The sequence below is a fragment of the Campylobacter sp. RM12647 genome (assembly GCF_020138135.1).
In the GTDB taxonomy this organism is placed as follows: Bacteria; Campylobacterota; Campylobacteria; order Campylobacterales; family Campylobacteraceae; genus Campylobacter_E.
This window is the reverse complement of sequence record NZ_JACGAS010000025.1, coordinates 1-23,497: the sequence shown is the minus strand read 5'-3', so window position 1 is coordinate 23,497 and position 23,497 is coordinate 1. Positions and strand designations below refer to the sequence as shown.

Annotated in this window: 25 protein-coding genes; 9 read left to right on the top strand and 16 right to left on the bottom strand. The window is 28.1% G+C overall.

Going from position 1 to position 23,497, the window contains the following annotated elements:
• The 5 genes from AVBRAN12647_RS08270 to AVBRAN12647_RS08250 form a co-directional block, all read right to left on the bottom strand.
• Nucleotides 1-727: Cj0814 family flagellar-dependent secreted protein (locus AVBRAN12647_RS08270; protein WP_442862282.1), on the bottom strand; the 727-nt coding region annotated here is incomplete at its 3' end.
• A gap of 25 nt (nt 728-752) precedes the next feature.
• Complete coding sequence (locus AVBRAN12647_RS08265; protein ID WP_336615004.1) at nt 753-1,331, bottom strand: hypothetical protein; 579 nt, start codon at nt 1,329-1,331, stop codon at nt 753-755.
• Between the two features lie 161 nt (nt 1,332-1,492).
• Nucleotides 1,493-2,494: a Cj0814 family flagellar-dependent secreted protein gene (locus AVBRAN12647_RS08260; protein WP_336615003.1), complete on the bottom strand. Its 1,002-nt coding sequence runs from the start codon at nt 2,492-2,494 to the stop codon at nt 1,493-1,495.
• 15 nt (nt 2,495-2,509) lie between these two features.
• Nucleotides 2,510-3,307, bottom strand: a complete 798-nt coding sequence (locus AVBRAN12647_RS08255; protein ID WP_336615002.1) for a hypothetical protein — start codon at nt 3,305-3,307, stop codon at nt 2,510-2,512.
• 61 nt (nt 3,308-3,368) lie between these two features.
• Nucleotides 3,369-4,484, bottom strand: a complete 1,116-nt coding sequence (locus AVBRAN12647_RS08250) for a Cj0814 family flagellar-dependent secreted protein (protein ID WP_214118740.1) — start codon at nt 4,482-4,484, stop codon at nt 3,369-3,371.
• 298 nt (nt 4,485-4,782) lie between these two features.
• Between AVBRAN12647_RS08250 and AVBRAN12647_RS08245 the strand changes: the two genes are divergently transcribed.
• A complete protein-coding gene (locus AVBRAN12647_RS08245; protein ID WP_214119677.1) occupies nt 4,783-5,553 on the top strand; it encodes a MetQ/NlpA family ABC transporter substrate-binding protein in 771 nt (256 codons plus the stop codon).
• 9 nt (nt 5,554-5,562) lie between these two features.
• On the top strand, nt 5,563-6,321 hold the full coding sequence (locus AVBRAN12647_RS08240; protein WP_214118746.1) for a class I SAM-dependent methyltransferase: 759 nt from the start codon (nt 5,563-5,565) through the stop codon (nt 6,319-6,321).
• A 23-nt stretch (nt 6,322-6,344) separates the two neighbouring features.
• Here the strand turns inward: AVBRAN12647_RS08240 and AVBRAN12647_RS08235 are convergent, their stop codons facing one another.
• The gene (locus tag AVBRAN12647_RS08235) at nt 6,345-9,383 is read right to left on the bottom strand and encodes a hypothetical protein (protein ID WP_336615001.1); all 3,039 of its coding nucleotides are present in this window, start codon (nt 9,381-9,383) and stop codon (nt 6,345-6,347) included.
• A gap of 168 nt (nt 9,384-9,551) precedes the next feature.
• Between AVBRAN12647_RS08235 and AVBRAN12647_RS08230 the strand changes: the two genes are divergently transcribed.
• On the top strand, nt 9,552-10,820 hold the full coding sequence (locus tag AVBRAN12647_RS08230) for an MFS transporter (RefSeq protein WP_336615000.1): 1,269 nt from the start codon (nt 9,552-9,554) through the stop codon (nt 10,818-10,820).
• Nucleotides 10,821-10,884: 64 nt separating this feature from the next.
• Here the strand turns inward: AVBRAN12647_RS08230 and AVBRAN12647_RS08225 are convergent, their stop codons facing one another.
• Genes AVBRAN12647_RS08225 through ureG form a run of 7 tightly spaced genes read right to left on the bottom strand, consistent with a single transcriptional unit; the run spans nt 10,885 to nt 15,757 of the window.
• On the bottom strand, nt 10,885-11,583 hold the full coding sequence (locus AVBRAN12647_RS08225; protein WP_214118754.1) for an urease accessory protein UreF: 699 nt from the start codon (nt 11,581-11,583) through the stop codon (nt 10,885-10,887).
• Nucleotides 11,583-12,023 (bottom strand): urease accessory protein UreE, encoded by a 441-nt coding sequence (locus AVBRAN12647_RS08220; RefSeq protein ID WP_214118756.1) that lies wholly within the window; start codon nt 12,021-12,023, stop codon nt 11,583-11,585. Before AVBRAN12647_RS08220 ends, AVBRAN12647_RS08225 begins: the two co-directional genes overlap by 1 nt.
• Before the next feature lie 8 nt (nt 12,024-12,031).
• Nucleotides 12,032-13,738 (bottom strand): urease subunit alpha, encoded by a 1,707-nt coding sequence (ureC, locus tag AVBRAN12647_RS08215; protein ID WP_214118758.1) that lies wholly within the window; start codon nt 13,736-13,738, stop codon nt 12,032-12,034.
• A gap of 9 nt (nt 13,739-13,747) precedes the next feature.
• Nucleotides 13,748-14,059, bottom strand: a complete 312-nt coding sequence (gene ureB, locus AVBRAN12647_RS08210; protein ID WP_214118760.1) for an urease subunit beta — start codon at nt 14,057-14,059, stop codon at nt 13,748-13,750.
• A gap of 9 nt (nt 14,060-14,068) precedes the next feature.
• Nucleotides 14,069-14,371: an urease subunit gamma gene (locus tag AVBRAN12647_RS08205; RefSeq protein ID WP_214118762.1), complete on the bottom strand. Its 303-nt coding sequence runs from the start codon at nt 14,369-14,371 to the stop codon at nt 14,069-14,071.
• Between the two features lie 43 nt (nt 14,372-14,414).
• The gene (locus tag AVBRAN12647_RS08200; RefSeq protein WP_214119673.1) at nt 14,415-15,149 is read right to left on the bottom strand and encodes an urease accessory protein UreD; all 735 of its coding nucleotides are present in this window, start codon (nt 15,147-15,149) and stop codon (nt 14,415-14,417) included.
• The gene (gene ureG, locus AVBRAN12647_RS08195; RefSeq protein ID WP_214118767.1) at nt 15,146-15,757 is read right to left on the bottom strand and encodes an urease accessory protein UreG; all 612 of its coding nucleotides are present in this window, start codon (nt 15,755-15,757) and stop codon (nt 15,146-15,148) included. The genes AVBRAN12647_RS08200 and ureG overlap by 4 nt, the downstream gene beginning before the upstream one ends.
• A gap of 325 nt (nt 15,758-16,082) precedes the next feature.
• Between ureG and AVBRAN12647_RS08190 the strand changes: the two genes are divergently transcribed.
• Nucleotides 16,083-17,150 carry a DMT family transporter gene (locus AVBRAN12647_RS08190; RefSeq protein ID WP_214118769.1) on the top strand — a complete coding sequence of 356 codons (1,068 nt, stop codon included), beginning with the start codon at nt 16,083-16,085 and terminating at the stop codon, nt 17,148-17,150.
• A 30-nt stretch (nt 17,151-17,180) separates the two neighbouring features.
• On the opposite strand, the gene AVBRAN12647_RS08185 is transcribed toward AVBRAN12647_RS08190, so the two are convergent.
• Nucleotides 17,181-17,660, bottom strand: a complete 480-nt coding sequence (locus AVBRAN12647_RS08185; RefSeq protein WP_214150566.1) for a hypothetical protein — start codon at nt 17,658-17,660, stop codon at nt 17,181-17,183.
• A gap of 35 nt (nt 17,661-17,695) precedes the next feature.
• On the opposite strand from AVBRAN12647_RS08185, the gene AVBRAN12647_RS08180 reads away from it, so the two are divergent.
• Nucleotides 17,696-18,295, top strand: coding sequence for a YigZ family protein (locus AVBRAN12647_RS08180; protein ID WP_239803348.1), 600 nt, complete (start codon nt 17,696-17,698; stop codon nt 18,293-18,295).
• A gap of 9 nt (nt 18,296-18,304) precedes the next feature.
• A complete protein-coding gene (locus AVBRAN12647_RS08175) occupies nt 18,305-18,676 on the top strand; it encodes a DUF4878 domain-containing protein (RefSeq protein ID WP_214118775.1) in 372 nt (123 codons plus the stop codon).
• Nucleotides 18,677-18,701: 25 nt separating this feature from the next.
• Here AVBRAN12647_RS08175 and AVBRAN12647_RS08170 read toward each other — a convergent pair whose 3' ends face one another.
• On the bottom strand, nt 18,702-19,154 hold the full coding sequence (locus AVBRAN12647_RS08170) for a Dps family protein (protein ID WP_336607639.1): 453 nt from the start codon (nt 19,152-19,154) through the stop codon (nt 18,702-18,704).
• A 166-nt stretch (nt 19,155-19,320) separates the two neighbouring features.
• Between AVBRAN12647_RS08170 and AVBRAN12647_RS08165 the strand changes: the two genes are divergently transcribed.
• Nucleotides 19,321-20,334 (top strand): hypothetical protein, encoded by a 1,014-nt coding sequence (locus AVBRAN12647_RS08165; protein WP_336614999.1) that lies wholly within the window; start codon nt 19,321-19,323, stop codon nt 20,332-20,334.
• 44 nt (nt 20,335-20,378) lie between these two features.
• Here AVBRAN12647_RS08165 and AVBRAN12647_RS08160 read toward each other — a convergent pair whose 3' ends face one another.
• Nucleotides 20,379-21,737 carry an alanine/glycine:cation symporter family protein gene (locus AVBRAN12647_RS08160; RefSeq protein WP_239803346.1) on the bottom strand — a complete coding sequence of 453 codons (1,359 nt, stop codon included), beginning with the start codon at nt 21,735-21,737 and terminating at the stop codon, nt 20,379-20,381.
• 583 nt (nt 21,738-22,320) lie between these two features.
• Between AVBRAN12647_RS08160 and AVBRAN12647_RS08155 the strand changes: the two genes are divergently transcribed.
• Both AVBRAN12647_RS08155 and AVBRAN12647_RS08150 read left to right on the top strand, forming a co-directional pair.
• Entirely contained in the window at nt 22,321-22,905 is a 585-nt protein-coding gene (locus tag AVBRAN12647_RS08155; protein WP_239803345.1) for a hypothetical protein, read from the top strand.
• 10 nt (nt 22,906-22,915) lie between these two features.
• Nucleotides 22,916-23,425: a hypothetical protein gene (locus AVBRAN12647_RS08150; RefSeq protein ID WP_336609629.1), complete on the top strand. Its 510-nt coding sequence runs from the start codon at nt 22,916-22,918 to the stop codon at nt 23,423-23,425.
• Nucleotides 23,426-23,497: the final 72 nt, after the last annotated feature.

Genomic DNA, 23,497 nt, shown 5'->3' with positions numbered 1-23,497 from the left:
CCCCGCCACTCATCTTGCCCCAATAAGTTCTCTCGCCTTCTACTAAAAAATGATTATTTCTTAATACGGCTATTAATATTCCACCACGACTTACATCTCCTTGATTGTTTTTATAATTATCGCCTTTAGCGTCCCATAAAATAGAATAACCTTGAGAAAAACTATCGCTATGCACGGGAAACATATCCATTTTGCCATCACCATCATAATGAAATAGTGTATCAGCACCCTTTATTCTTTGAAAATCTCGTGCATGAATATTCTTATCATTATAATCTTCAAAATCATATCTAGTTTGTAAAATCTTGCCTACACTAAAGGTACTATTATCTATCTCAAACCCACATGGCAAATTGTTAATATCTTCTTTGTTAAAAAATTCTTTAGAGTTTAAAAAATCTTCACTTACAACTTGGCTTAAGACTTTATAAGCATTTCCAACGCTTTTTGCTATATCAATTTCCATGAATCTTTTACCTATTATATGAGCTTTATTGTTTTGTTCTACTAAAGATTTTAAACTATCGCTGTGGATTTTATAATTATCCGGAATACCTGCGGCTTTATTAAAATCACTTGTAAAAAAGCCATCTTTATCAACTCCGTATCCTAATACTTCACCTACCTTTTTATCATCTGCTTTATTGTCTACTTTTTTAATCTCGTTATTTGTTTCTTTTTTGCTTATATTAGTTATTTGATATGTTGAATAAGAATTTATTTTCATAATTATTCCTTTAGGTAGGGTTCTATTAGAACCCTAATGCAAAATTACCATGCTCTTTTATAGCTTGCATATAAATATCATTTCTAATAGCTTTGTTAAGTGTTAAATTTCTAAGCCAAGAATTACCCGTAATAGCTCTAGTTTTACCAGTATAATAATTTACAGCTTTAGGATCATAACTATAACTATATTGACTTCCTATAAATTGAGGAATTTTTGTTTGAGTAAAAGAAATTGCCAACAATTCTCCATTCATTAATCCAATTATTGCTTCATTAAATGCATTTTTTTGCATATATGATGCATTATCAGTTTTTTTAAAATCATAACCATACATATATACTGCTCTTTTATCTAATTCATTATCACCAAACAATACCACATGATTTGTTTGCAATAAATTTGCACTATGAAATGTAGTATTGAAATAACTTACGATATACCCGCCATGAACTTTATTCATCTCTTCAGTATTTAAAACTTTAACACCTAATGAATTATCACTTATAGCACCTTTGCTAATATCTGCTAATAAATCATTAGCATTAGCACTTAAGCCTAAAACGGCAACTAAAGATAAAACTTTTAATGTTTTCTTAAACATTATCTCTCCTTTGTTTTAAAATAAAATCTCATAATACTTTAACTAATTTTAAATAAAACTTAATATTAAAAACATTATTAATATTTGTTACTTTTCGTAATATTTTTAAATAATTCATAATTTTAAATTCCTTTAAAATTAATAGAATTTGAAATAGGAATTTAAACTTTTATATCAAATAAACTTATATTTTTTTGGCTGTATTGTAAAGCTGCTTGTAAAAACTCTTCAAATGTTTCGTAATTATCTATATCTTTAGGAGCTTTTAGGTTTTTACCACTTAGCATTTCATATAATAATTTTTGCATTAGCTTTTGCCACTCATCTTCTTTACCTATCTCATAGCGTTTTGTATTGTTTGGCTTTATCATACCCCAATCATCATCTGTGCGATACGGGTCAAATGGGTCGCTGTAGTCATGTCCCATTTGCTTAGCATAATTAGTTTTTTCACCTTCTACTAAAATATAATTATTATATAAAACAGCAGCTAAAAGTCCGCCTTTGCTATACTCGCCTTGCTCATTTTGGTAGTTTTCTTTATGTGGGTCGTAGATAAAACTACATATACTATCTAACCACGCATCATAATTATTTACAGGTGGTTCTACTTTATGAAAAATATCATCTTGTGCAAACAAGCCAGATAAATAATTAGTAGCTCTATATTTTGAATCAAGCCTACAATAATCTGTCATTTTTACATAGTCTTGATAATCTTCTAATTTATCAAAAGTCTTTGTAATAGTTAAGCTTCTTTTATCCATTTCAAAAAAATGTGAAGTTTTCCAAAGCTCATCAGAGCTAAAAAAATCCTTTGAGTTTAAAAACTCATCGCCTAAAACTCCTTTTAAAACTTTATAAGCACTACTTGCACTTTTTACTATGTCTATATTGTGACGCATTTTATATATTGTCGGGTTTGCTTGATTATTTTTTTCTACAAGGGAAAGCATTGTATCACTATGTATTTTAAAATCTTCAGGAATTCCTGCAGCTTTGTTAAAATCACTTGTAAAAAAGCCATCTTTATCAACTCCGTATCCTAAAACAACTCCTACCTTTTTATCATCTGCTTTATTATCTACTTTTTTAATCTCGTTATTTGTTTCTTTTTTGCTTATATTAGTTATTTGATATGTTGAATAAGAATTTATTTTCATAATTATTCCTTTATTTTAAACTCTTTTATCATATAAATTCTCGCTATCTTTATACGCCATTAAAATAGCTAATAAATCTCTTTCATCTTTGATATTTTGAATATCAAGTTTGCTAAGTATTTCTTCCATATTTTCACGAGTGCTTGTGCCTTTTACTTCTATGGCTTCGTAAGGTTTTTCTTTAGTTTGTTCTTCATCTATTTCTTTTGCTTTGTTTCTTTTAGTTTCTATCTTTTCTTTAATCTCTAAATATTTTTGCTTAAAATCATCTACATTTAGATTATCATCTGCAAAAAGCTCCATAATCTCATCGGCGTAATCTTTAGGTATTTTAAAAAATCTACCACTTAAATCAAGCCCATCAATACTATTATTTTTTAAAAATTGAACTAAATCTTTTACTTCATCAGCACTTGCGTTGCCTTGATATGCCTTTTGATAAATACTATTAGTTTTAATGCCGAATGCTACTTGAGCCTTTAGCTTAAACTCGCTAAGCCTTGCATCATCGCCTTTTTGATATTTAAATACTTCTTCATTGCTTGGTAATTGCTCGTTTGGGTCTTTTTCGTAAGTAATTATTCCTTTTAGTATTTCGTTTTCTAAGGCTTCATAAATCTTACTGCCTTTTTCGTAAGCTCCTATTTTACTAAGCACAGCATTTGGATCATATGTGCCCCATTCATCTTGTGGGGCGTCTTTTAAAATATTTGCGATTTGTTCTTTTAGATTATCTTTAGGAGTTTGAGTGGTTGGAATTTTATTTTTAATATTTGTTTGATAATTTATATAATTGTTATTTGTTATTTGCATTTTAAACCCCCGTTATTTTTCTATATCGGTAGGTTTAAAAAAATATTAATAGATATTTAATTTATATCTGAACTCTTTTATAAAAATCCTTAGCATTAGCCCTAAAATCATTTGAATAATTATTGTTTAATAAAGCATCTACTGCTAGGCTCTGGCTTAACTCTCTTACCTTTTCTTTTAATTTTTTCTCATCTTCAAACTTATCTAAATAATCTTGGATTTTTTCCTTGCTAAGTCCTGTTAATAATTCTAGCTTTGAAATATCTATGCCTTCATTTGGATTAAGCTTACTTAGTGCATCTTCTATAATCATTCTTTCTTTATATTCATCTTTAATCTTAGTTGCCCCACTATCGCTTACCTTAAGCCCTTGTGTGCCACCTAGAAAACTTACAAATAATCCTGCATTAGAAATCTCGCCATCTTTTATATAAGGACTTAAATCAAAATTAAGCTTTCTGCTATTATTTACGCTTAAATCATAATCAAACTTAAAGCCTATTTGTAAAGCATTTTCCTTATTCTCATAATACTTATTGCCAACATTTGCGTGTGAATAATCAAATGTATAACCATTATTGATTTTAAGTCCAACCAAATCAACATAATTTGGCATATTAGCAATATCATCTTTGCTAAACTCGGCTACATTTCCTACAATTTGCTCGTATAATCTAAATTGGTGTTTAATAGTGTCTGCGTAATCAATATTTTCATAAATATTATTAAAAATCCCAACTTGTGGCATAGTCATTAGGTTATTTTGCCTTGAGATTTCTTTTAGTGTGCTTGAATGGATTTTAAAATCATTTGGCAAGCCTGCAGCTTTGTTAAAATCAGCTCCTAAAAAGCCACTACTATCAACGCTATAACCAAACTCAGTAGCATTGTAAATCTTAGCTTTTGTTAAATCTCCTTGCCAAGATATATTAGAATTTAGCTTAGTTAAATCGTGAGTATTATCAAATACCTTAAATCTTGAATTATTAAACCTATCTATAAAGATATTTGAAGCGTCTATTATGTCTTTATCTAGCGAATACTGTGCTTGCGTTTCTAGCTTAGGATTTACCCTTGCAAATTCACTTGCAAAAATAGATGAAAATGATACACCTGCAGCCTTTTGAGCTTTTTGAAGTTTGGCTTCATCAAAAATTGAAATACTTTCTATTCTCATTTGCTCTCCTTTAAATATTTATTTAAAAAAGCAAAAATCATTCCTTAATATTTTGTTACTTTTTTACACAACTTATAAAAAATATAAGTATTTTTATTATTTTATTTAATATTTATAATTAAGATTAGCTTTAAAAAATTAAAAAGGATTATAAATGATGCAGATGCGTTAGCGTCTAGCTAAACTTTCTAGCTAGACGCAAAAATGAATAAAAAGCAAGCGTGGGCTAGAAAGAAAATGTAAAAACATTTTCTTTAATTGTTGTGCGGTAAGCACCTTGAAAATTAAAGGAAAACAAATGAAGAAATTATTAATATTTTTATGTTTATTAAGCTTAAATGCTGATGAAAAATTAATCAAAATCGGAGTAACTCCATATCCAACTGCTATGATTTTAGAAAATGTAAAAGACTTGGTTGAAAATCAAGGATACAAACTAGAAATCATAGAATTTGATAATTACATAGTCCCAAATTACGCTCTAAATGATAAAGAATTAGATGCGAATTTTACTCAAATTAGACAATTTTTAGAAAGTTTTAACGAAGAAAGAGGGACAAATCTAGTTAGTGCAGGAAAAATATTTCTAGGTCCAATGGCAGCGTATTCAAATACTATTAAAGATATTAAAGATTTGCCTAAAAATGCCTTAGTTTATATACCAAGCGACCCTATTAATGGTGCTAGAGCTTTAGATTTACTAGCCTTAAATAATATAATAAGCTTTAATGAAGATGCAAAATCTAGCACAAAATCAGTATTAGATATTAAAGATAATCCATTAAAACTTACAATAAAAGAAATAGAAGCTCCACAACTTACAAGAACACTTAATGAATGTGATTTGGCGATAATTAATACAAATTACGCCCTACTAGCAGGACTAAATCCTATTAAGGATTCTATATTGCACGAAAGTAGCGATAGTGATTATGCTAGCGTTTTAGCTGTTAGAGCCAATGATTTGAATAGCCCTAAAACTAAAGCTTTGCTTAAGGCTATGAGAAGTGAAAAAATGAGAGAGTTTTTAAATACTAAGTTTAAAGATATATTAATTCCAAGTTTTTAAGGAGAATTTATGCTAAAAGCAAACAATCTTTCTAAAATATCATTTAAAAATCTTTATATTGAGCAAAAGAATTTGAGTGATTTTAAGAGTAAGGACGCAAGTGAGTGGGATAAAAAAGCTCAAAGTTTTAATGATTACGCAAAACACGAAGCTTATGTGAGAGAATTTTTAAAGCAAGTTGATTTTAGTGGGTGTGATAGTTTGCTTGATTTTGCTTGTGGGAGTGCTTTTTTAGCTAAGCACTCTTTAATAAATAATATTACTTTATGTGATTTTTCTCCTAAAATGCTTGAGTTTGCTAAGATAAATTGCCCTAATGCAAGGATAATTCAAGGCTCTTATGATGATTTAGATGGTAGTTGGGATTTGGTGTTTGCTAGTAGGTGTTTAGATGTTAATGACCTAGCAAAAGCATTGCAAATTCTTTTAAACTGCACTAAAAAAAGGCTATATTTTACATACAAAATTGACAATTCTTACATACACGAAAAAATCATAAATGCCCTTGATTTAGACATAATTGCAACGCCTAATTATATTTACGCTGCAAATATTTTAAATGAGCTTGGGTATTTTTTCACTTTAAATAAAATCACTATAAAAAATCAAAATTATTATAAAACTTATGAAGATTTACAAAAAAGCGTTGAGTTTTCTTACAAAAAACTAAATGATATTCAAATTGAAAAACTAAAAAATCTATATGAAAATGATAAAGATTTAATCAAACAAGAATTAAGCTGGGCTTTATTTTGCGTAGAAAAATAAGCCCCATATTAAAGGGCTTAAGATTATTTAAACTCTATTGTAAAGGTATTTTTAGTATTTGAAAGATATTCAAATCCTGCTTTAGGAACAAATTTTATAGTATCTTTTGTGTATGAAGAATTTGAAATATTATGAAAACTATTATTAATAAATTGAGTGCTATTATAGGTTGGTATAAAGTCAATTTTAGACAATAAATCATCTAAAATAATATTATCTTTAATAAAACTTAATTTCCCATCTACCTCATCATAATACCCAAAATCATAATCTTTTTTAAATTCTAAAGCTTGATTAGTAGTATTAATATCTTTAAACATTAAGCCTGTATAAGCTATATCATAAACATTATTATAAGTTATATTAAACTCATCTTTACCATCTACATAGACACTGATTGTAACCTTTTGTAAAGGTCTTGGCTTGTCCTTTTTGAAAGTAAATTGCGTAGTATTTTTATAGCTTACCTCATCTTGCGAGTATTCGTTTAGATTAGATAATCTTGTATTTTCTCCTAAATTATTAAAAGCCAATTTAAATGCTTGATTTAAATCGTTTTTGCTAATGTGTAAGGTTTTTAAATTGCCTTCATTTACTACTAAACCATTTAAATTGCCTACATCTATCATTAAATTTATATCATTTTTAAACTTTGTTGGAACAAATTTGTTATTAGAATTTGAACTTAACAAATAAAGATTATAAACCAAGCCCGCATTATCTCCTAGCATAAGTTTATCATAAGCTATATTTTTAATACCTATTGAATTGTCTTGATTAAGTTTGCATTTTTGCATATCTTTTTTGCAAGTTATATATTCGTTTTTAATAGCTTTTGTTTGTGATAAAAACTCAATATTTAAGGCTTTTTTAATAGGTATAAAACAAGAAATTTTTCCATTTTTTAAAGTATTTGCACTATCTAAATCAAATTCATCTTGAATACAAATATCTAATTCTTGGTCATGTTTTGTAAAATTAGTTTCTGCTAATTCTATTAAACCATCAGTAGCTAAAGGAAAATTAATATTTAAATCAAACTTACCATTATTTATAAAAGCTACTCCATATTTTTCTTTGTTTCTTACACGATTGTCGTTAGCAAAAATTGTAATTTTATTATTTTCATTATTTAATAAGGCAAATTTTTTAGTAGTATTATCATAACTAATCACTAAATTAGCTATTCCAATTGCTAGATTTGAATAATTTTTCAATTCTCTTGATACAAAACTATTTAAAGTATTTTGAAATGCTTCTTGATTTAACGATGAAATGCCTAAACTAAATTCTTTAGGTCTAATAGCAAAATCATTGCTAGCAAAAGTATAGTTATAATTATCATTTATCATTTGTTCGCATACTAATTCATTGTTTTGATTAGTCTTTTCAAAATACTGATTATATTTAATACTTGTTTGTTTGATTGCTTGATTTGTCTTTATCCTAAGGATTAATTCATCATTTAATAAATACTTACCAGCACACGCACCTTCAGTGATTTTATCTATTTTAGAATTTGCATTATAGACATTAAGAATTTCAAAATTAGAATTAGGCAAAAAGTCAATATAAACTCTACTAATATTTGAATATTTATTGCTAAGCCCTATGAAATATTCTTCATTTTCTAGCATAGTATTTACTAATTTTGCCTTTTTTGCATTAGAGTTTTTAGCATTATTTATAATTACTTTTTCATTATTATTGGTATATAAAGTATATATATTTTGATAATCATTTACTAAAGGAATGCCAACAGAACCTTTGATTATACTTTTACCACTTTCTTGAAATATAGGTCTTTCAAAACCCCTAATTCTTTCTGTGATTTCAATATTTTTTTGATTAATTAAACAATTGCCTAAATTAAAAACCAATTCTTTAGTATTTTCTACTAGATTTAATTGGCATTTTGATTGTTTGCTACCACTCATATAATATTTAGCATCAGCTTCTCTTTTTAATAAAGCTTTATTTCTATCCTTTAAATAGATTTTTTCATTTTTAATTTCTAAATTACTAGCGTCTGGATAAAAACTTAATTTTATTTCGCCTTTAGCTATCGCATTTAAAGCTCTTAAATTAATACTAAATTTAACTTCTTCTCCTGCGAATGTTGATTCATATATACCCTTTCTAACAAGAGAGCTTTTATGAATACTATAATTTGTAATCAAATCACTTGAATAATACTTACTATTTTGATGAGAATATTTAAAATTACTAGACCTAATTACATTCTTACCTAAATTACTTGTATCATAAGCAAAAATATCAAAAATATAGCACTTACCTTCGTTTTGTCTAGGTAAAGGATATGATGAGTATTCATTATATGCAGCTCTTAAATTCTTTAAAAATGCCTTTTCCTTAAAAATATCACTATAAAAAATATGAGAATTTTTAGCTTGCATATTTCTTATTTGCTTAAATCTGTCTTCCCAATCACTAGTCATATTAACACTTGGATTTGCTATTATGTAGTTATAAAAGTCGTTAATTAATTTATTATCTTCATTGTTTGTAGTTTTTATAGGACTTTGGTCAATTAGATAATAAACAGCATCATTTAAAGTCTTTTTATATTCTATTTTAATTCTACCGGTAGTATCCACTGAATACAATTTATAAAGCTCTTCTATATATGTTTTAATATTATTTTTATTTTCTACTATAAATGAAAAACTATCTTGATTAGAATTAATTAAGCTCTTATAAGAATTATCATCAGCACTTGATGAATAAAATTCTAATGTATTTGGATTTGCTTTAGCATTGATTATATCTAAATACCCCCCCCCGTTGAGCTTTTTATCGTTATTTAGACAATATACAATTTTATCATTTTTATTTTCTGTTTTTATTCCTAAGCTAGAACATAATTTTAAATAATCTCCTAAAAATCCATTATAACCATTAACATTACCTAAAGATGGATTTAATAAACAATCATTTATTTGTTTAGAATAATTTTTATCTTGATAAGCATATACAATACCGAACTTTAATTCATCTGCAAAAATTAGCAAATTAAATAAAAGTAATACAATAATTTTCAAATAAAGCTCCCAAGATATATAAAATTTTTCTTAGTTTAGCATAAATTTTTTGTAAATTATAAGAAAAATTTGAAGATTTTTAGAATTTAAAATATGAAAATTCTTCTAGTTAAATTGGCGGTAAATAAATTTAGGAGTAAAATAATCTTTTATCAAAAAGGATAGATTATGAATAAAAATACCTTGATTTTAAGTTTTATTATTGCTTCAAGATTTTTTGGGCTTTTTATTGTTTTACCTGTGATTAGCTTGTATTCGCATAAGTTAAACGGAGCTAATGATGTATTGGCTGGACTTATTGTTGGAATTTACGCAATTTTTCAAATGATTTTTAGTGTGCCTTTTGGAGCATTAAGTGATAAAATCGGTCGTAAAAAGACTATGCTTATGGGACTAATAATCTTTATAATAGGTTGTTTAATTTGTGCAAGTGCAAGTGATATTTATACAATGCTTGTTGGTAGGGTTTTACAAGGTATGGGAGCAATTGGCGGGGTTGCTACTGCTATGATTGCTGATTTAACTAGCGAAAAAGATAGAGCAAAAGCAATGGCGTTAATGGGTGGAGCTATTGGACTTAGCTTTGTTGTAGCTATTGTTTTAGGTTCTGTTATTGCTAGTTTTTTAGGGCTTGGGGCTTTATTTTATATAAGTGCGATTTTAAGCGTTTTATGTATTGTATTATTAGCCTTTTTACCTAAAGAAAAAGAAATTATAAAACAAGAAAAAATCCCTTTTAAAGAAGCATTCATAAGTGCTAATTTAAATAAACTTTATCTAACTTGCTTTTTACAAAAAATGCTAAGCTCAAGCACCTTTATGCTAATTCCTTTAGCTTATGTAAATATATTTCATAAAAATAGTGATAATTTATGGATTATTTATAGCGTGGCTATGTTTTTTGGATTTTTGGCTATGGGAGTTGGTGGAGTTGTTGGCGAGTCAAAAGGCAAAAGTAAGAATATATTATTAAGCGGAGTTGCATTATTTTTCCTATCATATTTAATATTTTTAAGTTCTAATTATTATTTATTTTTCTTAGCTGTTATTTTATATTTTATTGCATTTTGTCTGCACGAACCTATTATGCAAAGCTCAATTTCTAAAATTTGCAAAGCTAGACAAAAAGGTTTAGTATTAGGATTTTCAAATTCTTGCGGATATTTTGGCTCGTTTTTAGGAGCGTTTTTATGCGGGATTTTTATGCACGCTGATTTGGAAAATGAGTTTTTAATGCTGATTGCTTTTGTTTGTGCTATTTGGTTTTTTATCCTAAAAACTATGGATAATCCTAATGATTTTAAGACTTATAAATCTAATAAAGCTCCTTTAAAAGAAAGCGAATTTGTTATAGATATTAATAAAAAAGATGATATTTATTTAATCAAATATAATTCTAAAAAATTAAGCGAAGAAGAATTACAAAAATTATTTTAATAGATTAAAAAAGGTATAAATTATTAATTTATTACCTTTTTTTATATTTTCAAATTCTAATGATTTAACTCATAAACAATCTAAAATCAAGTTTTTCGTGAGCTAACATTCCTAAATCTAATTCATGATGAGTAGAAAACAAATGATATTTATTTAAATCATTTTCATCTAATAATTGCAAACTAAAAAATCCTTTTTCTATAAAACTTTTAGCAATTTGCATTGATTTATCAGCAGAGCGTTTAGCTAAATCTAAATTAATATGTAATAACTCGCTTGATTTTTTATAAGATAATGGTATAGCACGAGTTGCATTTTGAGTTAGTGTTTTTATACTTGAATATGCGTATTCAACAGCCATATTTTGCCCTAAAACACTAAAAGCAATAGCAGGATTGCAAAATTCATCATTCTCACAAGCCTTATAATACCAACTTGCATATTCATCGTGCATAAATTCTGTATTTTTTAAAGTAGCTCTTGCCATACTAATACCTGCAGCCTTGCATTCAGCACTAGCCATTGATGAATTAGCTACTTTTGCTAATTTTAATAAACTTAATTTTTTACCCTTTAAACCACAAGCAATAGCATAAATAGCACCATCGCTAGTAGCAAATACATCTAGCATATAACTTTCTAACCATTTTTGAAAGCTTGAAGCGTCTTTTACAACGCCCCAAGAAATATAGCTTTCTAAACCAAAACTATGCGAATAAGCACCATTTGCAAAGGCACTATCAAATAAAAACTGCCCTAACATTAGTGATGATGACTCGCGTGTTTTAAAGCATGACGCAAAACTTTTTGCGTTTTTTCATAGCTTACTTGATTTTCTTCTAGCCACTCAATTATTAAATAATCATCTTCAACTATCATAAAACCATCTTCAAAAACAGCAGGCATATGTCTATTGCCTATTGAATGAGCTACAAAACCCATTTGCATCATATCTTTTGGCTTAATCAAAATTACACTCTGTGGCAAACATTCTATTACAAAAACTCTCTTATCATCTTCACCTAAAACATCGCCATTATGAAAATGACCATTATCTAGGCTTATGCCAATTTCTACTCCACTATCACTTGTTAAGCGAAGTATGTGTTTTAATCTATCATCAGGCGAAACTTTTACATTATCTATCATTTTGCCTTTAGTATCATAATCTTTTATATTGCCTAGTATGGTTTTTACTATCATTTTTTCTCCTAAAATAAATAATATCTTTGAGTTAGTGGTAATTCTGTAGCTGGTTCGCTATATGCAACTTCTCCATCAACCGTTACTACATAAGTTTGTGGGTCAACTTCAATTTTTGGAGTTGCGTTGTTTAATTTCATATCAGATTTTTTAGCACTTGCTGCACCTTGTATTGGTAATACTTGTTTTTTAATTCCGTATTCTTTAGCAACATTTGCATCTACTGCCATTTTACACATAAAACTATAGCAAGTTTCGTGTAATGCGACACCTAAAGCACCAAACATTTTTCTATGCATTACTGGTTGTGGAGTTGGAATTGATGCGTTGCTATCTCCCATTACTGAATGTAAGCAAAATCCACCTTTAATTATTAATTTAGGTTTAGTTCCAAATGATTTTGGATCCCATAATACTAAATCAGCGATTTTACCAACTTCAACACTACCTACATAAGTAGAAATTCCTGCTGCTATTGCTGGATTTATTGTATATTTTGCAATATATCTTTTAATACGCTCATTATCAGAATATTCACTATCATTACCTAATGCTCCACGCTGGATTTTCATCTTATGAGCTGTTTGCCAAGTTCTACTTACAACTTCACCAATTCTTCCCATAGCTTGAGAATCACTACTCATAATTGAGATTACACCCATATCGTGTAATACATCTTCAGCACCGATTGTTTCTTTTCTAATTCTACTATCAGCAAAAGCAACATCTTCTTTAACATTTTTACTTAAGTGATGGCAAACCATTAACATATCTAAATGCTCTTCAATAGTATTAACCGTAAATGGCATTGTTGGGTTTGTTGAAGCTGGTAAAATATTTGGCTCGCCTGCTAATTTAATAATATCAGGAGCATGACCGCCACCAGCACCTTCTGTATGGAATGTATGAATAGTTCTACCATTAATTGCTGCTTTTGTATCTTCTACGCAACCATATTCATTTAATGTATCTGTGTGAATACCTACTGATACATCAGCAATCTCTGCAGCTTTTAATGCGTTATCAATAGCACTTTTTGTAGTTCCCCAGTCTTCGTGAATTTTAAGTCCTGCTGCACCTGCACGAAGTTGTTCTAAATTCACTTCTACATTAGAACCATGACCTTTAGCATAAAGACCTATATTAATAGGTAAATCATCAGTGCCTTGAAGCATTCTTTTTATATTAAATATACCAGGGGTGCAAGTTGTAGCCTTAGAACCATCGTTTGGACCTGTTCCACCACCAAATAAAGTAGTAATACCATTGCTTAAAGCTTCATCAACTTGTTCAGGATTTATAAAATGTATATGAGTATCAATCCCACCTGCTGTAACTATAAGACCTTCTCCTGCAAGTGCTTCAGTGCCAACTCCAGTTACAAAGTCAATATCATCAGTAATATCAGGGTTTCCACCTTTACCAATTGCGTGGATTTTTCCATTTTTAATACCTATATCTGCTTTATAAATACCTGTATAATCAATTATAAGTGCATTTGTAATTACTAAATCAACTACATCTTTATCTAAAAATCTTGAGTTTTGACCCATACCATCACGAAGAGTTTTTCCACCACCGAATTTGCACTCTTCGCCGTATTTTGTATAGTCTTTTTCAACTCTAGCAAAAAGATTTGTATCAGCTAATCTTATACTATCACCAGTAGTTGGTCCAAAATGAGATGCGTATTCTGCTCTAGTTATTTTAAACATTATTGCTCCTTATTTATCTAATTTACCATTGATTTTGCAATTTTGTCCCCAAACTTCACGACTACCTGCTAAATCAATTAACTTAACACTTTTTTTCATACCTGGTTCAAAACGAACTGCAGTTCCACTAATAATATCTAAACGCTTTCCACGAGCTTTTTCTCTATCAAATTCTAAAAGTTTATTTGTTTCATAAAAATGATAATGAGAACCTACTTGAACTGGTCTATCTCCTGTATTTACAACTTCAATTTCTATACTTTCACGACCTTCGTTGCAAACTATATCACCTTGTGCATAAATTATTTCACCTAATTTCATAATTCCTCCTTAGTTAATTGGATTATGGATAGTTACTAATTTGGTTCCATCTTTGAAAGTAGCTTCAATTTGAACTTCATTTACTATATCAGCAACACCTTCCATAACTTGGTCTTTGCGTAAAACATTTTTACCTTCGTTCATAAGGTCGCTTACGCTCTTACCTGCTCTTGCACCTTCCATTACATAATCACTTATAATAGCAATTGCTTCAGGGCAATTTAACTTAAGACCATTGTCTAAACGCTTTCTAGCAACTACTGCTGCATAGCTTAATAAGAGTTTTTCTTGCTCTTTTTTTGTTAATGTCATAATTTCTCCTTTACAAAATTAGTTTTATAAAATTATTATATTTTTATTGTCTTGCTAAGATTAACTTCATACCTCCTTTATGCAAAAAATTGCTTTTAATATCATTAATATATTTCATAGCTAAATCATTATCATCTGATGAAATTCTAATAATATTAGTATTATTAATAATACTTGAATGAGCTTTTAAATTCTCATTATGAATTGTTTTAAATTCCACATCGCCTTTTATAATCAATGTATAAAAATAGTTATGATTATAAAGAGAATTTAAACTACTATTAGAGTTATAATAAAATATATCATTAATGCTTAATTTATTATTGATAAATATTCTTAAAGATAATTTTGCTTTAAATTGCGAATTTGCATAGCCTAAAAATCCACCATCTAAATAAAATAATCTTGAATTATCATTCATAAAAATAGTAGTTTTGCTTGAAAAATTTGAATTCTGATAAAAAATATTAGCATCATTATGAAAAACCAAAATAGAATTATTATCAAGCTCTATATTTGTTTTTAAACTAGAAGTGCCTTTATATATTTTTTGATTTGATTGAGAACTTAAAGTAGCCTTAGAATTAACTAATTTAAAGCTTTGAGCGTAATTATCTTGATTTACAAAACCACCACCTAAAGTGCTAAGATAAGCAAAAAAATCTTCATTTTCGCTATCTTCTCCAAATCTAGTTGGAACTTGAATTAACCTTTGCATACCTTGTTGGTAATGCTCTTTTAAATGGTTATTTTCAAGTGTTATTTTTAATAAGCTCACTCTAAGCCTTTAAGAAGACAATTTTTCTCAATCCAATTAATAACATCAGACAAACCTTCATCTTTTTTAAGATTTGTAAAGAAAAAGTCTTTATTTTTCCTAAAATGTAAAGTATCGCTTTTCATAATATCAAGATTTGCACCAACATAAGGAGCTAAATCGGTTTTATTAATTATAAATAAATCAGATTTAATCATTCCAGCACCTGCTTTGCGTGGGATTTTTTCACCTTGTGCCACATCAATTACATAAATACTAAAATTAACTAAATCAGGACTAAAAGTAGCAGCTAAATTATCCCCACCACTTTCTAAAAAAAGTAAATCTAAATTAAATTTCTTTTGTAATTCATTTAATGCAGCTTCATTCATTGAAGCATCTTCTCTAATCGCAGTGTGCGGACACCCACCAGTTTCTACACCTATAATTCTTTCTGGTGGTAAAACGCTGTTTTTCGCTAAAAATAAGGCATCTTCTTTTGTATAAATATCATTTGTTACAACGCCTATTTCATAATCTTTACTCATAACTCTTACTAACCTTTCTATTAAAAGAGTTTTACCAGCTCCAACAGGACCACCTACACCTATAATGACAGGTTTTTTCATAACAATCCTTTAAAAAAAATTAATTGTGGCTTTTAGTTTAGTTTTATCAAGCTTAAAAATTGCTGAATTATTTAAAATTTAAAAAGTTTATATAATTTTATTATTAATTATTTATTTATAATAATTATATATTATTTAATTTTTATAAATAATTTTCATATTTTGTATAAATTTTGCATAAATTTAAATAAAAAAAAAAAAAAAAACAATAAATTATTTATAAAGATTAAGATTATTTTAATTTTAATCAATCTACAATAGGAAAATGTATTTTTGTTTTACAAAAAGATAAAAATCATTTAAAAATAATTTTAAGGAGTAAATCATGAATAATGATTTAAGAGGAAATGCCACAGGTATGACCTATGTCATATTCTTAATCGGTATTTTATTTCTTTCTTTTACTGCACCTTGGCAAAAATTATCTAACTTTGACCCAGCTACAGGTGCTTTTATGCGTTGCTTGATAGGGACTATCTGCCTTATTCCTTTTGCAATTATGGAAGCTAAAAAAATCGGTAAGCTTACCAAAAAAGGCGTATGGCTATCTATTTTAGCTGGACTTGTATTAGGGATTGACTTTACTGCGTGGAATTATTCAATATTCTTTGTAGGTTCAGGAATTGCTTCAATTCTTTTAAATATTCAAGTAATTATGTTGCCAGCTTTAGCATTTATTACAGATAGAGAAAGAATTCCATTTAGCTATTATTTCATAGCACCTATAATGCTTGCTGGTGTTATCTTAGCTGGTGGTGCTTTAGAAAATGGTATAGTTGATCCAAATGGCCCTCAAGAAGTATTTGGTACTGGTATTATGGCAGTTGGAACAATTTGCGGTCTTACTTCAGGATTTTGCTATGGAATTTACTTATTCGCTAGCAGAAGAGCAGGAAGAATTGGAAACGGACAAGTTGTTCAACCTATCTTAATCTCAAGTGCTGCTCAACTTGTAGCTCCTGTTGTATGGGCGTTCTTAATCACAGGAAATGGTTTCATATTTGACCAAGGTGTTATGGTTGATACTGCTGCTGGTATTAAAGCAATGCACTTACCACAAGCTGCTATAGAAAGCGTTACAAGTCCATTTGGTAATGTGGCTTTAGGTGATCCTATCACTGGAATGAACTGGTTATGGATGATAGTTTTAGGAACTGCAGGTCAAGCTGCTGCTTGGACATTTGCTCAACATGGTTCAGTTAAACTAAACCCTACTTTAGGTGCTGGGTTATTAATCTTAAGTCCAATAGCTACTGTTGCTTTAATCGGACCTCTTATGTTTGGCGAAAGCTCATCATTATTACAAAAAGTTGGTGTTGTGATTGCACTTCTTGCTGTTGCTTACCAAAACGGCTTAATTACTGCTTTAATGAATAAAATTAGAGGCAAGTAAATATTTAATCTTCCTAAATTATTAGGAAGATTACTTACAATCTTTACTTATACTATTATCGTAACTACAAGCTATATTTATATAAGCTTTTTTATTGTCCCCGCTAAGCTCTTTTGCCTCATCTAAAAATAATTTTGCACTAAAATATTTTATAGCGTTATTATTTATTATTGTATTAATCTTGCAACCATCATTTAATAATTCACATTTTGTATAAGCATAATTTCCTAAAGCACAAACCATAGGCTCATCATCATTACAAGCTCTTGCATAATATTCATAAGCTTTTTTGAAATTCTTTTGCTCTAATGCTTTTTTAGCAATTTTAGTATCATTTGAATTTGAATTAGAACTAGCTGCATTTAAGGCTGATTTACCAACACTATAAATAACTTTAATAGGAATTGTAATTGCAAAAACAACAACAGAAGTTGCGACAGAAGCCACACCACTTATTAAAGAACTACATCCTAAAAATATAAATAATATAAAACTAAAAATTATTTTCATATTAATCCTTTAATAAAAAACGCTAATATTATCAAATGAAAGTTTTAAAATCACCTTGTTTTGATAGTTTTGAAGTAAAGGGTTCTAAATTCTTATGCTATTTTGAACCACTTAATATTAACGAAAATGTTCGCACTAGACAAGAAGAATTAAGAGCCGAGCATTTTAAATGCGTTCATGTAGTCTATGCTAGTAGAGTATTAAATGAATTTGGACAAATTGTAGAAAATCAAAGTGATGATGGAGAACCTAAAGGAAGTAGTGGAGCACCTGCTCTTAATGTATTAAGAGGAGCTAATATTGTAAATGCAGCTTGTTATATAGTAAGATATTTTGGTGGAACATTATTAGGAGTTGGCGGGCTTGTAAGAGCATATTCAAACGCAGTTAATTTAGGAATTTCAAAAGCTAATGAGCTAAATCTACTTTCTAACTATATAAAAAAAGAATCATATTATATAGAACTTGAATATAGCCAAATAAATAAATTAAGTTATATTTTAGATAAACTAAATATCGTTTATTCTAAAGATTTTGGAGCAAATGTTGTATTTTATTTAGAACTTAGCACAGATGAATTAGAAGAATTAGAAAAAGAATTGATAGATTTAAGATTAATTTTAAATAAATTATAAGGATATAAAATGAAAAAATATATGATGATTGTTAGCCTATTATTTTTAAGTGCTTGTAAAAACGAAGATATACAAAAAAGTGTCAAAAATTGCTTAAACGAACTTTCAAATCAACCAAGTGAAGCTGTTTTTGATAAATGTTTTTATTATGAAAATGAATTTCAAAGACAATTAAGTATTAATTTTGAAAATGTATTACCTAAATTATTTAATAATTATGGTGGAATTGCAGAAATTAAAGTAGATATATTAAATAGTTCTAATAATAGTGCTGAAGTGCAAATTATTACTAAATTTAATAATGGTTTTGTTAAAAATGAAAAGAGAAAAATGGTAAAAATTGATAATTTATGGAAAATGTCAGCAGATATTATAAAATAAAAGGCTTGATAATCAAGCCTTTAAATTATTTTACACAACAACTTGTTGCACCTGTATTTTTTAGCATCCAAATTGATTTTTCATAACTAGCAATTTGCTCTTGAGCATAAGCTGCAGTAGTTGTATCTCCTGCTTCTTCAGCAAATTTATTTAACTTTTTAAACTCAGCTAATAAGTATTCATAATCAGCTAATATAAGTCCAACTAATTCAGTAGCTTCAAAGCAAGTTTTATCAGTTCTTGGAGCTTTTGCAGTTTCCATTAACTCTTTTGGGCAAACTATAGCTTTATGTCCTAATTGTAATAATCTTTCAGCACAATCATCAAACATTTCAGCCATTTTTTCATATGCTTCTTCAGTATATGAATGAAGTGCAAAGAATTGTAATCCTTTTACATTCCAATGGTAGTTATGAAACTTTAAAAATAATGCGTGTGCATCAGCTTGTAATTGTAATAATTGTTTTTCTAATGACATTCTGTCTCCTTTAATTGAATTTGTATTGCATTATAACAAAAATAGATTAATTAATTTTTATTACTTAATAATTTTTATTATTTAAATTAAAAATATTTTTCATTTTCACTAGTATTATTTAACTATAAATTGATATTCTTAACAAATTTATAAAAAAAGGAGAAATATGAAAAAATCATTATTAGCACTTAGTGCAGTAGCTATTATGTTTATAGGTTGTGGAAACAAAATCAGTGATGAGCAAGTTAAAAATTTTGAAACTTCATTAAATAATTCTATTAAAAACGAAATTGAAAAATTAAAAGTTCTAACTGCTATGTTTGAAATTCCATCTAATGTAAATATTAGTGATTACAAATGTGAAAATAAAGGTGATTATGCAGAATGTAAGAGCAAAGGTATTGATGTTATTATAAATAATCAAAAAGTTTTAAGTGTTGAAGAAATAAAAATTGAAACAAATGGATTTTATACTGGAGATAAAAAAGGAAGTGTTAGCATAAAAGAATTAGCAACTAATACTCCTAAAGAAAGTTTTTATAAAAGCGAAATAAAATCAATTAAACTAGGTGAAATAGCTGTAGGATTTGCTAGTATGTTGGCTATTTCTGATAATAAATTAGGAATACTTCCAGAACTAGCAAAAGATGAATATTCTATCAACACAATTACTAAAACAAAAGATGTGGCAAATAATGGAAATGTTAAGGTTGAATTTAAATTAATCGGCAAGCATAATAAAAACGAATTGGCTTTTGCAATAGATTTAGATGTATTAGATAAATTCTTTGAAATATGTGATAAATTAAATATTACTTATAATATTGATAATTATAAGATTGATAATGTAGATACACTTGATAAATACGATATGGATAATAAAGAATTTGCAGAATCTTTATTAATTAATTCAATTGAAAGCAAAATAAATATTAACAATAACTTAAAAGCTATCAAAGAATATGTAATGCAAAATATTGATAAAGTCCCTGAACAATTTAGACCAATTGTTGATAGTTTTTTTGCTAATACACCACACAAATTTGAGCAAAGTTTAAAAGTTAAAAACAAATATAATATGTTAAAAGCTATAGAAGAAAGTGAAAATCAATTACCTAAAGCCTTTAACGATAATGTGGAAATAAAAATAAATGGTATGAATTTTACTCAAATAAAATAAAAAAATCCTATTTCAAATTCTAGAATTTGAAATAGGAATAAAACTTATTTTTTCTTACTTTCGTTAAATTTTAATAATTCTTTTTTAACTACTGGAGCTAATAAAAATAACGCTAAAACATTAGGTAATACCATTAAAGTATTACATAAATCAGAAATACTCCAAACCAAATCAAGCTTTAGCATAGCACCTATAAAAATACATAAAACAAACACTATTTTAAATATAGGTAAAGCTTTATTTGAGAATAAATATTGCACATTAATTTGAGCGAAATAATACCAGCCAATAATGGTTGTAAATGCAAAAAACACAAGACAAATTGCAAGTAATTTCACACCAATACTACCAAAAGCAATGCTAAATGCCGAAGTAGTTAGTTCAATACCGCTAAGACTTAAATCAGCTCCGCTAAGTAAGATTATAAGAGCAGTTGCTGTGCAAATAAATGCTGTATCAATAAATACTGCAAGCATTGCCACAAAACCTTGAGAAACAGAGTTTTTAGTAGTTGCACTTGCGTGTGCGTGTGGTGTACTTCCCATACCTGCTTCGTTTGCAAAAAGTCCCCTTGCAACCCCATATCTAATAGCTTCTTTAATACCAATTCCAACAGCTCCACCAGCTACTGCTTCAAGTCCGAAAGCTTGTTTAAAAATCATAGAAAATACATTGCCTATATTTTCGTGAAATGCTATTAAAATATAAACTGCAACCAAAACATAAAATATAGCCATAAAAGGCACTACAAGTTCAGCAAATCTAGCAATCCTTTTAACCCCACCAATCACCACAAATCCTGCGATAATTGCAGTAATTGCTCCTGTGATTTTCAAATCCACTCCAAAAGCTTGATGAATTGCACCTGAAATAGAATTGCTTTGTGTCATTTGACCCGCACAACCAAGTGCAACAATAATTGCAATAGCAAAAAATCCAGCGAGCAAATTGCAAGTATTAGCACCTAATTTTTTCTTAAGACCAAGTTTTATATAAAACGCAGGACCTCCGATATAATGTCCGTGCTGCCATACTTTGTAGCGTTGTGCTAAAACACCTTCAGCTAAAATTGTAGCCATACCCAAAAATGCACTAGCCCACATCCAAAATATAGCTCCCGCTCCACCTAAATTAATAGCAGTTGCAACGCCTATGATATTACCTGTTCCAACTTGTGCTGAAATTGAAATCATCATAGCTTGTAGGGCTGTTATTCCGGAATTTTTTTTCTTACCTTTTTTAAATAAATCTCCAAAACTTGCACTCAAGCCTTCTTTAAAATAGCGAAATTGCGGAAGACCTAGATAAATAGTGAAAATAAGACCTATTCCAACTAAGGCAAATACAAGAACATAAGCAACTAAAACTCCATTAATTTGCTCAATAAATTGATGAAAATCCATATGAAAACCTTGTTATAAATTAAAAAGTTTTAAGTCTAACAAAAAAAGTAAAAATTTTGCTTAAATTAATATTCTTTTGCAATCTAATTTAATAAATTTAAGCAATAAATACTACTAATTATAAAATATTAATAAAATAGCGTTATTAAAATAAATAAAATAATTAAATTGTGTTTTCATTAATTTAAAAATTAAATTGTAAAAACATTATTTAAAAAATTCTTTAAATACGCCAATATCTTGGCAAAATAAACATTAATTCAAATTCCTTAAAAATATAAATATTAAAATATAGCTTTTATATAAGCTATAAAATCAATTTTATCAATACAACTTATTAGTATAAATCAAATATTTTAAATTAAATAATTTTTTAATTAATAAGCAATAAAAATGAGTAGCTAAGCTAGAGCATTATTAAAAACTCTAAAATACTTATAATATATGCAAATTAGATTTTAAATTGCAAACCTAATTCTACTACAACCTTTCAAATTATAAAAAATAAATTCAAATACAAATTAAGTAAAGATTAAGAATGTTGGGGGGGGGGTATTATACTGATTTTAAATAAAGGATTTTCATGTGCAATATATCAAAAAAGATTTATGACAAAATCACAACAGATGGCTTATATACTTATAACAAAACGGATTTATATGATTATATTATATATCTACTAGATAAAGAAAAAAGATTGTTAGATAAATCAAACGATGAGCTATCAAGACTTTTGAAGATAAGCCCTAGCAAAGTAAGTGCCTTAAGAGCAAACATAAGCGTAAAGTTTATGAACGATAGTGAGTATGAAAGCTTATTTATAGACTTTTTATCTCAAATCTCAAATAGTAAAAATATAAAAGAAGATGAAACTCACTATATATTTACCATAGAAGATAAAGCTATAAGAAACTTCATAGAAGCAAAACTAAAAAAGCAATGTGATAATACAGCTGATTATACGCTAAACAAAGAAAAAATAAAAATCTTAAAAAGTGATTTTATAACACTTTTACAAAAGGTGAGCGATGATGATTTAAACACACAAAAACTAATCAAACAGCTAGAAGCTAAAAATTCTTTAGATAAAGCTTTAGGCGTTATAGCTGAACTAATCCCAGCCTTTAAAAAGGCTAAAAATATTTATGAAATTATAGAAAATCATTAAGGAGATTTAAATGAAATTAAACAAACTATTAGTATATATAGCAATAATGCTTATGACTAGCACAGCAGCGATGGCAAACAAAGCACCGTTTAAATTGCAAAGCTATAACCTTAACTACTCAAACAACAAAACACTCAGAATAACCTTTTTGGACAATGTAACCCTATGGAAAATTAGACTCAATAGGAGTAATTGTGAGATTGAAGATGGTTACTATGGAAGTCAAGCACTTTATCAACACAATATGGCTCTTAACTTAGATAGACTAAAAAAAGGATATAAAGTAGTCGCAAAATGGATGCTTCCAGGTATGCTCACTCGTGAATATTTTGAATTTCGATTAAATAAAACCCAAAGAACAATTCTTCAAGTATTTAATCAAATTACAGGGGTTTGGGAAGACACAGCTGATTTTCACAAAAGATTTGGCGATGTGATAGACCTTTCAACTAATTGTCATGATATATTAGAAATAGAACTAACCACGGATAAAACAACTTGGACAATTTCTAAGAATTAACCACATTGATGACAAATATGCAAACAAACGAAATTTAGTTTTAGCTTACTAAATTTCGTTTGTTTGACACCC